The sequence below is a fragment of the Brevibacillus sp. NRRL NRS-603 genome (genome assembly GCF_003013445.1).
In the GTDB taxonomy this organism is placed as follows: Bacteria; Bacillota; Bacilli; order Brevibacillales; family Brevibacillaceae; genus Brevibacillus; species Brevibacillus formosus.
Genome location: NZ_PXZN01000008.1, coordinates 185073 through 198103, shown reverse-complemented (window position 1 = coordinate 198103; position 13031 = coordinate 185073). Strand labels below are relative to the sequence as shown.

Here is a 13031-nt window from a genome sequence, read left to right as displayed (position 1 = left end):
AGTGACCCTTCCTTGTTCTGTAAGCTATCTAACAAAAACATAAATAATAGCTAGTTACCTAGATATTTAGTAAAATAAAATACAAACACCAAACTGTGAGGCGAATATCCATGACTCAATCACTTGTGCGGCTAAATGCGGACTTTCCAATCCCGATTCATATCCAAATCAAAGAACAATTGAAGCTTCTTATTGGCGTAGGCCACCTTCAACCGGGCGAAATGCTGCCACCTGCTGCCCAATTAGCCGATCAGCTGCAGGTCAACCGCAACACCATCAATGCCGTATACACGCAGCTACGGGATGAAGGACTCGTCCATATGCAAAAGGGTCGCGGTACCTCTATCGCCGACAAATCTGCAATTACTGCCTTTCGCATGCGTCAGCAATCGCTTTATGATCACGCCAAAACCATCATGACTGAAGCACAGCAGCTTCCGTTTTCACTGGATGAGCTGATGCTTGCCTCCATTGCGTACGGACATTTGTTTCTTTCCCAGTCCCAAAAAGAAGCCCGATGGCTCTTGGTGGAATGTCACGAGCATGATCATCCTTTTTATCGTAGGAAAATAGAAGAGATTATCGGTCAGCCCATTCAGGTTGCCTATCTTGAAAACCATTCAGATGTACTCTCTGCCTTACAAGATGCCGACCAAATTGTCACCACCGTCAACCATGCAGACGAAGTAAAAGAATTAGCTACTCGTTATCACAAATCTGTCCTCATCATTGGGGCAAATGCCCAGACGAGCACGCTTCTGGAGATCGCTCGCCTGGAGGCAGGCCGTTCAGTTGGATTTGTTTGTCTCGGAAAAAAAGGCGGGGAATGGATGGCAGGACGTGTACTAGAGGCTGGTATCGAACAGATTCAACACATGACCGCAGGATTCGCTGATGCACACTCCTTGCAGCAGATTATCCACGCTTCTGACCTGCTCTATGCCTCCGCTGCGGTATATGATCAGCTCCTCGCGTTAGCTCCAGACAAAACACGACTCTACCCCATGCTGTTGGAGCAAAGCAGCGAAGTACTGCTAAAAGAAGCGAGCAACCTCCTGGCACCCTAATATTTACCTGTTACTGATTTGTAGGATTTATGTCGATAGTCTGTAACCAATACATCCACCCTATCGTACATAATGAACGTGTAGCAAGGACAAGCACAACATACAGCACACTACACTTTTCATCATGATCAGTCAGCGACTGGGGAGGAGATTCTTCACATGAAGCACTTGAACAAACTCGTAACAGGAACAGTACTTACTTCCGTACTTTTCACTGGAGGATATGCCATTACAGCAGATGCAAGCAACACAACTGCTACAACAAAAGGCTTGCAAGAGATTACGAAAAAAACAACAGACGTAACGGGTGACAAGACCGCAGATACAATCGTTCTGTACGGAAAAAAAGAGAAAAACAGCCCATACGTGAAAGACCTCACTATCAAAGTAACAGATGGCAAAACGAAGAAATCTTTTCACATCGACGTGAAGGACAGCGGCTACGAGCCGAAGCTCTCCGTTCAAGATTTCACTTACGATAAAAAAGGCGAGATCATGGTTACTGCAAGCACTGGCGGAAGCGGCGGCTACACAACCAATCACATCTACACGATGAAAGATGGAAAAGCGAAAGAGCTCAGCCTGCCAGGTCTGGATAAAAACAAAGCGGGTGTAGTCGGAGCAGACTTCGTAGAGCTGAAGCCAATCGACCTAAACAAAAATGGCCTCTACGTCCTAGAAGGCACAGAGCGTCTGACTGGTGATTACAATGCAGACGTTCGCGGCTACCTCAAATCCAAATGGAAGTGGAACCAAACAAAATGGGAATTGATGAGTGCCAACTTCGAACCAGCTGTAACACCACTCGAAGTCTACCATGATACTTTCAAAAGCCAAGACGCAGCCTTTGCTTTTAAAGGTCCAAAATCTTGGAACGGCAACATCCTTGTCGAAGAAAAAACTGGACCAAATGCAGACGAATTCCTGCCAGAAGCAAAGAGTGTAACCCGCTTCATCTTCAATGCTGAGAAACCGGAAGATCGTACACCTGTTGTAGTTATCACCGCGTTTGACCAAAATGACTGGAAAAAACTGAACAACCCGGACGAGCCGCCAGTCGGCGTCGAAATTGCACGTAACCAAGCAACCAACACGGTATATGTAGCAAGCTTGCCACAAGACACAGTATTTGACCCAGCAAGCAAAGAAGGGAAGAAATTCATCCCTCTGATGATGTCTCTCGACCAAGTAAAACAAGCGTTTACGCTGGTAAAACGATAATTCATACGCATCTCTCCACGAATAATCCCTTTGCCTCTCTCATTGGCAAAGGGACTTTTTCGTTGTGATTGAGGTTTTACGAGGCAAATCGCCGGGAGAACAGAACAAAAAACCCCCCAACCTAAGTCGAGGGAAACCTACTCTTTTATGTGAAGATCGGCAGCATGAGATTCAGCAAGAACAATCCCGCGATGACGTACATCAGCGCAGGCACTTCCCGACGTTTGCCCAATGCGAGCTTCATGAGCGGGTACGCCACGAATCCAAACGCAATTCCATCTACTATGCTGTAGGACAGCGGGATAATCGCGATGATCAAAAAGGCAGGGAAGCCTTCCGAGAAGTCCTTCAGATTGATATTCTGTACATTTTGCAGCATCAGTGCGCCAATGATGATGAGCACCGGAGCAATGGCTCCATCCGGAATCATTTTGATAACAGGAAGCAAACCGAGCGAGAGCAGGAACAAGGTACCTGTTACAAGTGCTGTCAGTCCCGTCCGTCCTCCCGCTGCGATTCCTGCCGCGGTCTCCACCGTCGAAACTGTCGGACTGGTTCCCAAAATACCAGAGATGGCAGCCGACAACGCATTCGCTTGCAGTGAACGGCCGAACTTCTCCGGCTGTCCAAGCATCGAGGTATGCCCATGAATCAGGCCAATATTTTCAAAGACGATGACCATTGCCAATGAGAAGGTCGCGATCCAAAATGGCAACGCCCAAATGGCAGAAAAGGAAAGACCCGCAAATACGCTTCCGTAATCCGCAAACGAAAACGATCCTCCCCCTCCTGGCTCGACAATCCCGAACAAAAAGCCAAGTCCTGTACCAACCGCAATTCCGATCAAGAAGTTGCCCGGCACATTTCGAATAAACAAAATCAACGTAACAATCAAAGTAATTAGCGTGACGATCACATGCGGGCTGGACAAGTCACCCAGCGCGACAAAAGTAGACGGATTCATGACGATCAGCCCGCCTTTTTGCAGACCGATGAAGGTCAAGAACAATCCAATCCCTACGGTAATCGCTTCTTTTAGCGAAGAAGGAATCGCACTGGACAATATCTTCGCGGCCTTGGTAAAGGCAATCACACTAAAGATCAGACCCGAAACAAAAACAGCTGCCAATGCTTCCTGCCAAGTAAGGCCCATCGATTGGCATAACGTGAACGTAAATAGAGCATTGATCCCCATGCCGGGAACCAGAATAATAGGAGCATTTGCCCAAAAGGCCATGAGAAGTGACCCGATAAATGCCGTCAATACAGTCGCTAGAATGCCTGCTTCCATCGGTATTCCAGCATCATTTAAAATCGAAGCGTTTACGGCAACAATGTAGACAATGGTGACAAAGCCAATAAATCCGGCGATGAGTTCCCTTTGAAACGTCGTGTCGTAAGCGCGCAAGTGAAATAGCTTTTCCATCCACGTACGCACGGATTTCCCTTCTTTCTTTTATGTCTTTTCCATGAAGTGAAGATTCACACGAAACATGCTATCATAGCTTCATCAATATGAAAAATATCCATAAAATCTAATTTTCATATCGTTTTCATATGGAACTATTCTCGTAAGGAAAGAAGGCATTGTGTGTGGACATTCGACAACTGCGTTACTTTATCGCCATAGCAGAAGAAGGTCAGATAACGGGAGCAGCTAAAAGACTGAACATGGCCCAGCCGCCTTTGAGTCAGCAGCTGAAACAAATGGAGGAGGAGCTCGGAATCATGCTCGTTGAGCGATCAGGAAAACAAATGGTCCTGACAGAAGCAGGCGTCACTCTCTATAAACAGGCGCTCAATATCGTTCATCAAATGGAGGAAGCTCTCTCCGAGGTAAAAGAAACAGGAGAAGGCATTCGTGGGACGCTTTCCATCGGTGTCAGTGCACTGTCGGCTTATCGCCTGCCAGAGCAAATTCGCGTGTTTCAGCAAAAATATCCGCTCATTACGTATAAAATCTGGAAAGGCGATACGCAGCTCCTCAATCAGTGGCTGGAGCGCAGAACCATAGAAGTCGCTATCGTGCGTCTCCCCCACTCGCTGAACAACTGCACCATGATTCCGTTGGAGGAAGAGGATTTTGTGCTCATCGTTCCTGCCACCTCCCCTTATGCCGATCGTAAAGAAATCGAAATGCGCGAGATCGCCCAGCTCCCGCTCATTATGCCGAGTACGCCAGGCTTGGGCATCTACGACTTGATTATCAAGGAATTCTCCCGTCTAGGCGTGGAACCGCATGTCATCTGCGAGTGCCCGGACATCTCTCTCATCGTCAGCATGGTCGCCTCCTCGGTCGGTTCCTCCATCGTCCCCATCTCGGCATGGGAGACTCATCAGAGCGAACAAATTCGCGGGATTCGACTCTCCGGAACTTCCATTTATTCTTCCGCTGCTGTCGTTTGGCAGTCTGGACGCCATCTGTCCAAAGCAGCGAATCGGTTTATCGAGACGTTTTCATCATGACTCCATTCAAGGGCAATCACATCCAAGAATAATCTTGGAAATCCCGCGGGATGATAAACTATTACCATTTCTTGTAGATTCCCGGGAGGATAAAGATGACTTTCCTGATATCGTTGGTCATTGTATTTGTCATTGTGCTGTTCGGCGCGATTTCTCCTGAGCTTTTCGCCTCTGCGGCTTCCCATGTCCTGAAGGTGACCACGACGAATTTTGGCTGGTTTTATTTAATCGTGACTTTCGGTTTTCTGATCTTTTGCATCTTCCTTGCCTTTAGCAGATACGGACAAATCCCTTTAGGGAGCGACGATGACGAGCCGGAATATTCGCTCCCTACGTGGTTTGCCATGCTGTTTTCTGCTGGGATGGGGATTGGACTTGTCTTTTGGGGTGTTGCGGAGCCCATCTCTCATTACTTTTCTCCGCCTGCAGGTGTGCCAGGACAAACGACCGAAGCCGCACAAACTGCTCTGCGCTATGCGTTTTTTCACTGGGGGCTGCATCCTTGGGGGATCTACGCTCTCATTGCGCTCGCTCTCGCGTATTTTCAATTTCGCAAAGGGACGAAGGGCTTGATTTCCTCCACCTTTGGCCCGCTGCTCGGTGAACGCGTACACGGACCACTTGGAAAAGCGATCGATATTCTGGCGGTCATCGCCACTGCGTTCGGGGTCGCTACCTCCCTCGGCTTGGGGACCCTGCAAATAAACGGTGGCTTGTCTCACCTCTTCGGATTGCCGTCCAACACCACTGTCCAAATCGTGATCATTTCCATTATTACAGTCCTATTTCTGCTCTCGGCTACGACAGGACTGGATCGGGGTATCAAGTATTTGAGCAATACGAATCTGATATTGGCCTTGATGCTCCTTCTGCTGACGCTCGTATTTGGTCCTACTTCGTTTATTTTTGACGCCTTCACGAGCACGCTGGGCAGCTATTTGAACAATCTCATTTCCATGAGCTTGCGGCTGACCCCTTTTACACAAGGGACATGGGTAGCCAACTGGACGCTGTTTTACTGGTCGTGGTGGATTGCCTGGGCGCCGTTCGTCGGCATGTTTATCGCACGTGTCTCCAAAGGTCGCACGATCAAGGAATTCGTCATTTGCGTGATGCTCGTTCCGAGTTTGTTGAGCTTCATTTGGTTTTCGGTGTTTGGCGGGACTGCGCTTCACCTCGAAATTTTTGATCAAGCACCTATAGGGGCAGCGGTACAAAGTGACATCTCGACTGCGTTGTTCCTCGCACTGGAGCAGTTGCCCATGGGGTACATTCTCGCTGTCGTTGCGATTTTGTTGATCATCACGTTTTTTATCACATCGGCGGATTCAGCTATTTTCGTGCTTGGCATGCTGTCTTCTGATGGCAATCTGGACCCGTCGAATCGGGTAAAATTCACCTGGGGCGTCCTCCAATCTGCTATCGCGATCGTTCTGTTGTTAAGCGGCGGCTTAGAAGGCCTGCAGACAGCCTCCATTGTGGCAGCGTTGCCTTTCACCGTCATCATGGTCCTGATGTGCTTCTCACTCGTTATGGCCCTGCAAGAAGAAGACCGGATTGCGAAGAAAAAACGGAAAGAACAGCAGAAAAAGCTGGAGAGGTTGTTGAAGGAGTTGTAAAAGGCAGGAAGACCCTTCCATCAGGCAGCATGCTTCGTGAAGGGTCTTTTTCGTGGTATTATATGGTAAAAATTTCAAAGGATTTGATCGCATGGAGCTAGGTCGTTCTTTTCGAAAAAAGATGGTACCGATACCGTACTGGAAATTGATGATTGTCTTCACACTATTCATTGCCTCGTTTATTATCTTGCAAGTATGGGAAAATCAAAATCGCCTCTATACCGACAATCTGTACATGAAACGTTCGACTTTTACAGGTGTGATGTTTCAAGTGGAATTTCTCAAGGAACCAAACAGGGAAGAAATAGAGCTGTACAGCTTTGCAACCCCACACACTCGAGTAGATCGCCAACAAATGCACAAAGACAACCAACTGGAGTTTTCATTACTGGAGGATAAAATCGATCTGCTCATTCGAGAAGAGCGCAATGTCATCTTTTATTTCCTAATCTTGTCGTACATACTGTCCGTTTGGTTTATACTGCGAAATGTTATTCGCGATAGTAGCCTTCCTGCTCTAGCATTTGTTGCATGTGTTTTCTTCAGTTTTTCTCTCTGGCGTTCTTGGTTCAAAATACAGGAGTTGCTTGAAGAGACCGCTTATTATATGAGCAGATTGTAAAGGGGGACGCTATTCAGCGCGCCCCCCTTTGTTATTCATTAGATGTTTTCGTCTCAGATGTTACCTCAATCCCGTTTCTGCGAAACAGCGCTGCCGTCAGCCCGACACCTGGCACTTTTTTCCCGGAAAAGCTGCCATCGTAAACGAAGGAGCTTCCACAGGACGGGCTGTTTTCTTTTAAGATGGCGGATGTGGCTCCAACCGTTTTCGCCAGCTTCAGCGCTTGGTTGGCCCCCATCAAAAATTCCTCTGTGACGTCTCGGCCAGTGTCATCTATGATGCGTGCTTTGCCATCCAGAACATCTTCGCCAGTCCCCCCGATGATTTCTGCTGGCGGTCGTGGTGTTGGCAAGCCTCCCAGCTGTTCAGGACAGACGGGAATAGCCTTTCCTTCCCGGAGCAATTGCTCCAGCTCTTGGTCCAAGCATGACTTCTGATCGTAACGGCATTCACAGCCGATCAAACAGGCACTAATCACTTTCATGACAACCGTCCCCCCTTTTTGTCTACAGCTTGCGTAGCTTCACGCTTTGCACCATATGATTCTGCCCCTTGTCCAAAATCAATTGCGCGCGAACACGCGTCGGCAAAATGTTTTGGCGCAGGTTAGCTCCATTGATCTCCGTCCAAATACCGGTGGCTACCTCAGTCGCCTCTTCGTCAGACAAACTCGCATAACGCTTGAAATACGAGGACGGATCGGAAAACGCTGTCTGACGCAGCAGCTTGAATCGCTCTACATACCATTGCAGGATATGCTTCTCTTCCGCGTGCACGTAGATCGTGAAGTCAAAGAAATCGGAAACAATGACCTCGGAAATACGAGCATCGTTTTCGTCACCTCTAGGCGGTTGCAGCACATTCAAGCCTTCGACAATCAAAATGTCAGGCTGTCTTACGGTCTGCCATTCATCTGGCACGATATCATACACAAGATGGGAATAAACTGGCGCTTTCACTTCAGGCAAACCCGATTTTACATCGGATAAAAAATGGATAAAGCGTCGCAAGTCATAACTCTCCGGGAATCCCTTGCGCTTCATGATCCCTCTGTCTTCTAGAACCTTGTTCGGATACAGGAATCCATCTGTCGTAACCAAATCGACCTTCGGATGATTCGGCCAGCGGGACAACAGCGTTTGCAAAATGCGAGCCGTTGTGCTTTTTCCTACAGCCACACTGCCTGCGATACCAATAATGAATGGAACCTTGCCATCCTGGTTCCCTAAAAAAGTGTGAGTCGCCTGGTACAGCTCCTGCGTGCCCCCGACATACAAATTCAGCAGACGGGACAACGGAAGGTAAATGTCGGAGACCTCGGTCATGGACATTTTCTCGTTCAAGCCCTGCAAAAGGGAAAGCTCGTTATCAGATATGGTCAACGGCGTGGAAGCCCGCAGAGCACTCCACTGCTCGCGATTAAATGTAACATAGGGTGATGCCATGGGAATGTACATCCTTTCCATCATGAAAGTGCTTTCTTTAATTCAACACAAAGTTAGTTTACACCAGCATGACTTTCTTGGGAACAAGGGGGTTGCCCCAAATCAGAGCTGCTCTGCACTTTGCCTTCATGAGTACATAGGAAAAAAGCCGATACCCCATGGCATCAGCTTTGCTTGTAAAAGAATTTCTTGTTATTTTCCCAAGTGGGCTTGCAGCATCCACACATGCTTTTGCAGGCTGTCCATGATCCCTAAGAACATATCGCCAGTCGCTTCATCGTCCCCTGCTTCCGCGGCTGTAATACCTTCTTTGAGCTCTTTGATCAGGAGTGTAAAATCATTCACGACTGCCTCTACCATCTGATCCGCAGACTCTCCACCTGTCGCTTCCTTAATGGAAGCCTGCTCCATACAGGCCTTCAACGTCGAAACAGGCTTGCCCCCAACCGTTAACAGCCGCTCTGCCAGCTCATCCACATTTTTGGCTGCTTCGTTGTATAGCTCCTCGAATTTTTCATGCAGGGTAAAAAAATTCGGGCCTTTGACAAACCAGTGATAATGATGCAGCTTCATATACAGCACAGACCAGTTGGCAACCTGTTTATTAAGTACGTCGGTTACGGGCCGACTCATTGTCATACTCATCCGGACGCTCCACCTCTCATGGTATAGATATAGCGTTTGTAGTATGTGGTGAATTGGGCGGTTCTATACCAGTATGAATTTCGTTAAACACTTGCCAGCACACTTTCAATTCGCCATCTTGATTATCGACTAGGAAATATCCCGTGATTTCCGAGTTTTCCCCACTATGGCAACTATATCTTTTTCCGAATGATACTCCTGAAACGAATTGCAGTTCCTCGCCCTATTTCCAACTGCAAAGACTGCATTCACAACAAGCCAAGTGTGTCAAAGACGAGGCAATCTTGAAATACATTTTCATATTTCAGCAATTGTAGCTTAGAACTGTCTTCGCTGCTTTTATATAGCTCTCCGTAATTTAGCAGCACAAGTATTAGCCATGTATTTTCACAAGAAAATCCTCTAATACTCCCCTAGTCGCAACGCCAGCTCTGGGAAGCAATTCATTTACGCGAACGAGTATGGCAGGATTTTCACGTATCATTTGTTTCCCTTCTAGAGTGGTATAGCTTCTCAACGTATCTACACAGATCACGAAAAGTTCCTCATCATCCGTATCCAGCAACGATAGTAGAATGTTCAACTCATGCTCATTACAAGAACTATCCATACAGTATGCGAGTTTTCGCTGCCATTCTAACGGTTTCATCAGCACATGAATGGACAGGTCTTCCCAATCCTTTTTGCTGAACTTCGCTAGCATGTCAGACGCTATTATGCAACCAACATCATACCAATAATCAACGGTATTTTGGCAGCCTGTTATGAAAACATCTAATTCTTTGTACATGCTGGTCACCTCAATTCAATATTCAGGTTTTTTCTCATATCTTCCCAATACAGTTCTAGCTCTTTCCTGTCGTGCGGTCTTTTTTTCTTATATACAGTGTGCTATGGGAGAATAACTAGCACCTAGAAGCAATCTGATTCGGAAGAATATTAGGGGGCGAGTCGGGACGAACGCTATCCCCTTTAGTTCGAGCTCAAATGTTTTCGTTTGAATCCCTAGATAGTTCGGGTCGTGCTTTGTTTGGTTGAGACTGCCGTTCACCAAAATCAGGTGAACCGTTTGATGTCGAATCTCCGCAAACGTGGGATTAAAGTGACGTCACACTATTAGGATCAATATTTGTAACCATAGACTAGTGTTCTGCGAAGGAATTACGTTCAGATTTCCTATTAACAAAACTAGGCAGAATATGATCGTGCTTGGTTTCAAGAAAAAATTCATCCGCACACCTCCAGGACATTTAAAAAAGCTCATTCCTTCTAACTTGAAAGACGGAATAAGCCTACTTCACTTACTATCCTGTTACAATTTTTTTAGTGCTGGACTCGGTAAACTTTCAAACGCATACCCATTAATCCCGGCAATGTCCATCTTTTTGCGCAACTCAGTGACAAACTGCGTAAAATAGAGTCCACGATCCATGCTGCCAGCATATTTTCTCAAGTGGTAATCGTAGGATAATGAATCGTATATGTGATGTAAATCATCAACAAGCACCTTTTTCATATCCGTTTTTTTAATAGCTGGATCGATACTGCATTCGTTCACGAGCGCCTGTAATGTTTCCTTGAGCGCTTCGTTGTCATAGGACGGATGAGAGAGTAAGAATTTCAAATCGTACAAGTCTTTAAACCTCGGCCTGACAATCGTTTGATGCAGCTTCCAAGCAACCTGGATGGACAGGGGTACGGTGTACGGAACAAGAAAACGATCCCCAAAGACAGGTTGGTACTCCAGCGGAACCGGGTCTGCATCCATTTCCAAGTTAAACGAAATATCCAGATTCAGCTCGTTATAGTCATTTGCTTCCCTTGTTTGACCCTTGAAATAATAGGCAATATCCGTATTGATCGTCGGAAAATCATCTGCCATAGCGTAATCGATATATCTCCAAAATGCATTCTCGCGAAAACTTCTAAACACGACGCCGTCGTTTAGATCCATTTCGGTTACTTGAATCATCCATTGCGTAAATACTTCATGGGCATGTTCGACGTCCCTGATCTTCCCGGCATACAATAAGTCGATATCATCCGCGTCCCGAATCTCTCGGTTGTCCAAATATTGTCTGGTTAGAAGGCTGCCTTTTAATACAAAGGGCATATTCACAAGAGCAATTCTTCTCAACAGTGCTTCCAAAACAATGAGCTCTCTCGCTTCATATTCCAACCCTGCTACATCGTCGTATGTAATCATCATGATCCTCCATCTTAAAAATTAGGAAATCCAACCGCTGTCCAGCTCTTCGCGGCTGTCATAAATACATAGTTCATATTGTTCTTTAATTAGCCCGATCTGATTTGCTTGCAAAATGGTATGTATCATTTCTACTCGATCATAAAACTGTTTCGGGCTTTCATATTCTCGGACGGTGATAAATCTCACTTTTCCATTTGCATTCAAAGAGTTTCTCGAAATATGTCCGCCATGACCCTCGCATAAATTTCGTAACGCCGCGACATCATCGACCTGTACTTTGCCATGCCATTCGAAGTAAGGCTTCGAGTTTTTTAGGATGGGCTGGTAAAAGTACGTTTCTTCCTTTGGTGAAATCTCTACTTTTTTTCGGACGATGGTAAAACCGTTGTTTTGAAACGTAGCTGCAATCTTTTCCATCTCTATATTGGCTTCATGAAAACCTGGTCGTTTAATTACTCCTGTTATCATCGGTTGATTGATGTAATTTCCCTGATCCAAAACGATCATGACCGGCTTCACTTGTTGCGATTGGCAGAGATCGATAAAAGCTTCCTTTTCATCAAGTTGTAGATCGTTGAAGGTAACATGAAACTCAAATTCCATTACTTCACTCCCTGACTTTCCTTGTATGGCACAATCAATTTATTTCCTTTTCTTCCTATTTGTATCGACATATCTTCGCTATCTCTTAACCGTTTCGTTTAAAATAAAAAAGTAGAGATACGTTGAAAATCAATTCTCAACATATCTCTACTTCGAATGAGTGCTAGTTGCTAATCATTTAGCTTGGTGGTTGCTGAAAAGTCCAGAGAGTGCACTTTTATGGACCAGTACTCCAAGATTTCATCGAGTCTTAAAGCCTAAGTCCTGATCTTTGAGCCTAAAGAGCTTTGATACGTAAGTTTTGAAATCTGAGCGCTAACCTTTGAGCTTTCATCCTCATATTTACCAAATAGTTTTAGGATGGCCTAGTTAACCCACTAGGTAAGGGACTCTCGTTTATCAGCTATTCAAATGATTAGCAGCAAAACACACTGTTAATCCACAAGATTGATTTTGGTAATCGTATTGGATTCACTTAAAATAAAATCGACTTCACACTCAAACTCATCGATTTCTTTACTGAGCGTATCCATTTTCTCTTTCAACTTCAATGGGTCTACGAGCTTCGCTTCATTTTGCTCTTTAAACGGTTTGGAGATCGCTTCCATTTCTGTATCCTTCACCTTGGAGTCTTTGCCAAAGTTCGCTTCGAGCAGCTTTTCTAATCGCAGCTGTACTTCTTCATTTTTCTCTTCAACCTGCGTGACAGCGTGATTGTAATCTCTTCTCATTTTCTCCAGCAGTAATTTCTCATATTGAATGGAGGTTTTTCGCTCGATTGCTTCGGCAACTGTCATTCTCTTGCCGCTAATCGTTACCATCGTCTTCGCGTTGGACTCGACGATCAGCGACTTAATTTTTTGTCTTCTTTTTATTAGATCAATGGTGGATTGGTAGTTGCGCTCTGTCGTTTCCACATACAGTTCAGTTGAAGTATAGCCAGTTACTGGCTTAGGTCCAATGGCCGAGGACATGAAAGTCGTTTCATTGATTCCTTTTTGGATTCTTTTATCGAGTAACTTTAATTCTGACAGTCCTCTTGTGATAGACATTTCCATCGTGTCATTCCTCCTCGTGGAGTTTGGATAGAAGAATTGTTTATGTATATAGGGGGTTACATTTAGTAGTTTAATA

General features: G+C 45.8%; 13 protein-coding genes and 1 pseudogene. 6 read left to right on the top strand and 8 right to left on the bottom strand.

The features are described from left to right. The first annotated feature begins 110 nt into the window (after positions 1–110). Entirely contained in the window at positions 111–1067 is a 957-nt protein-coding gene (locus tag C7R94_RS04390; RefSeq protein WP_106778631.1) for a GntR family transcriptional regulator, read from the top strand. A 159-nt stretch (positions 1068–1226) separates the two neighbouring features. Continuing rightward, positions 1227–2288 (top strand): hypothetical protein, encoded by a 1062-nt coding sequence (locus tag C7R94_RS04385; RefSeq protein ID WP_206767913.1) that lies wholly within the window; start codon positions 1227–1229, stop codon positions 2286–2288. Positions 2289–2433: 145 nt separating this feature from the next. Here C7R94_RS04385 and C7R94_RS04380 read toward each other — a convergent pair whose 3' ends face one another. Beyond that, positions 2434–3726, bottom strand: coding sequence for an NCS2 family permease (locus C7R94_RS04380; protein ID WP_106778629.1), 1293 nt, complete (start codon positions 3724–3726; stop codon positions 2434–2436). A 155-nt stretch (positions 3727–3881) separates the two neighbouring features. Here C7R94_RS04380 and C7R94_RS04375 point away from each other — a divergent pair, with 155 nt between their 5' ends. The 3 genes from C7R94_RS04375 to C7R94_RS04365 all read left to right on the top strand — a co-directional run bounded on the left by C7R94_RS04375 (position 3882) and on the right by C7R94_RS04365 (position 6995). Then, a complete protein-coding gene (locus tag C7R94_RS04375; RefSeq protein ID WP_106778628.1) occupies positions 3882–4754 on the top strand; it encodes a LysR family transcriptional regulator in 873 nt (290 codons plus the stop codon). 95 nt (positions 4755–4849) lie between these two features. Then, positions 4850–6373, top strand: coding sequence for a glycine betaine uptake BCCT transporter (locus tag C7R94_RS04370; protein ID WP_106778627.1), 1524 nt, complete (start codon positions 4850–4852; stop codon positions 6371–6373). Positions 6374–6464: 91 nt separating this feature from the next. Continuing rightward, positions 6465–6995 carry a hypothetical protein gene (locus tag C7R94_RS04365; RefSeq protein ID WP_158264651.1) on the top strand — a complete coding sequence of 177 codons (531 nt, stop codon included), beginning with the start codon at positions 6465–6467 and terminating at the stop codon, positions 6993–6995. Between the two features lie 31 nt (positions 6996–7026). Here the strand turns inward: C7R94_RS04365 and C7R94_RS04360 are convergent, their stop codons facing one another. The 4 genes from C7R94_RS04360 to C7R94_RS04345 all read right to left on the bottom strand — a co-directional run bounded on the left by C7R94_RS04360 (position 7027) and on the right by C7R94_RS04345 (position 9875). After that, positions 7027–7479, bottom strand: coding sequence for a 2-thiouracil desulfurase family protein (locus C7R94_RS04360; protein ID WP_106778625.1), 453 nt, complete (start codon positions 7477–7479; stop codon positions 7027–7029). 22 nt (positions 7480–7501) lie between these two features. Continuing rightward, positions 7502–8440 carry a type I pantothenate kinase gene (coaA, locus tag C7R94_RS04355; RefSeq protein WP_233220476.1) on the bottom strand — a complete coding sequence of 313 codons (939 nt, stop codon included), beginning with the start codon at positions 8438–8440 and terminating at the stop codon, positions 7502–7504. A 192-nt stretch (positions 8441–8632) separates the two neighbouring features. Then, positions 8633–9085 carry a Dps family protein gene (locus C7R94_RS04350; protein ID WP_047070550.1) on the bottom strand — a complete coding sequence of 151 codons (453 nt, stop codon included), beginning with the start codon at positions 9083–9085 and terminating at the stop codon, positions 8633–8635. 373 nt (positions 9086–9458) lie between these two features. Further along, positions 9459–9875, bottom strand: coding sequence for a hypothetical protein (locus tag C7R94_RS04345; RefSeq protein WP_106778623.1), 417 nt, complete (start codon positions 9873–9875; stop codon positions 9459–9461). Positions 9876–10021: 146 nt separating this feature from the next. Here C7R94_RS04345 and C7R94_RS30515 point away from each other — a divergent pair. Beyond that, positions 10022–10196 (top strand): annotated as a pseudogene (locus C7R94_RS30515) (DUF1259 domain-containing protein); the annotation flags it as partial. 201 nt (positions 10197–10397) lie between these two features. On the opposite strand, the gene C7R94_RS04340 reads toward C7R94_RS30515, so the two are convergent. The 3 genes from C7R94_RS04340 to C7R94_RS04330 form a co-directional block, all read right to left on the bottom strand. After that, positions 10398–11294 (bottom strand): nucleotidyl transferase AbiEii/AbiGii toxin family protein, encoded by an 897-nt coding sequence (locus tag C7R94_RS04340; protein WP_233220475.1) that lies wholly within the window; start codon positions 11292–11294, stop codon positions 10398–10400. Between the two features lie 18 nt (positions 11295–11312). Continuing rightward, the gene (locus tag C7R94_RS04335) at positions 11313–11897 is read right to left on the bottom strand and encodes a hypothetical protein (protein ID WP_106778621.1); all 585 of its coding nucleotides are present in this window, start codon (positions 11895–11897) and stop codon (positions 11313–11315) included. A 434-nt stretch (positions 11898–12331) separates the two neighbouring features. After that, on the bottom strand, positions 12332–12955 hold the full coding sequence (locus tag C7R94_RS04330; RefSeq protein ID WP_106778620.1) for a hypothetical protein: 624 nt from the start codon (positions 12953–12955) through the stop codon (positions 12332–12334). Positions 12956–13031: the final 76 nt, after the last annotated feature.

Coding starts and splice junctions, on each gene's coding strand:
- C7R94_RS04390 (WP_106778631.1), top strand. CDS start 111: ATGACTCAATCACTTGTGCGGCTAAATGCGGACTTTCCAATCCCGATT.
- C7R94_RS04385 (WP_206767913.1), top strand. CDS start 1,227: ATGAAGCACTTGAACAAACTCGTAACAGGAACAGTACTTACTTCCGTA.
- C7R94_RS04370 (WP_106778627.1), top strand. CDS start 4,850: ATGACTTTCCTGATATCGTTGGTCATTGTATTTGTCATTGTGCTGTTC.
- C7R94_RS04365 (WP_158264651.1), top strand. CDS start 6,465: ATGGAGCTAGGTCGTTCTTTTCGAAAAAAGATGGTACCGATACCGTAC.
- C7R94_RS04360 (WP_106778625.1), bottom strand. CDS start 7,479: ATGAAAGTGATTAGTGCCTGTTTGATCGGCTGTGAATGCCGTTACGAT.
- coaA (WP_233220476.1), bottom strand. CDS start 8,440: ATGGCATCACCCTATGTTACATTTAATCGCGAGCAGTGGAGTGCTCTG.
- C7R94_RS04350 (WP_047070550.1), bottom strand. CDS start 9,085: ATGAGTATGACAATGAGTCGGCCCGTAACCGACGTACTTAATAAACAG.
- C7R94_RS04345 (WP_106778623.1), bottom strand. CDS start 9,875: ATGTACAAAGAATTAGATGTTTTCATAACAGGCTGCCAAAATACCGTT.
- C7R94_RS04340 (WP_233220475.1), bottom strand. CDS start 11,294: ATGATGATTACATACGACGATGTAGCAGGGTTGGAATATGAAGCGAGA.
- C7R94_RS04335 (WP_106778621.1), bottom strand. CDS start 11,897: ATGGAATTTGAGTTTCATGTTACCTTCAACGATCTACAACTTGATGAA.
- C7R94_RS04330 (WP_106778620.1), bottom strand. CDS start 12,955: ATGGAAATGTCTATCACAAGAGGACTGTCAGAATTAAAGTTACTCGAT.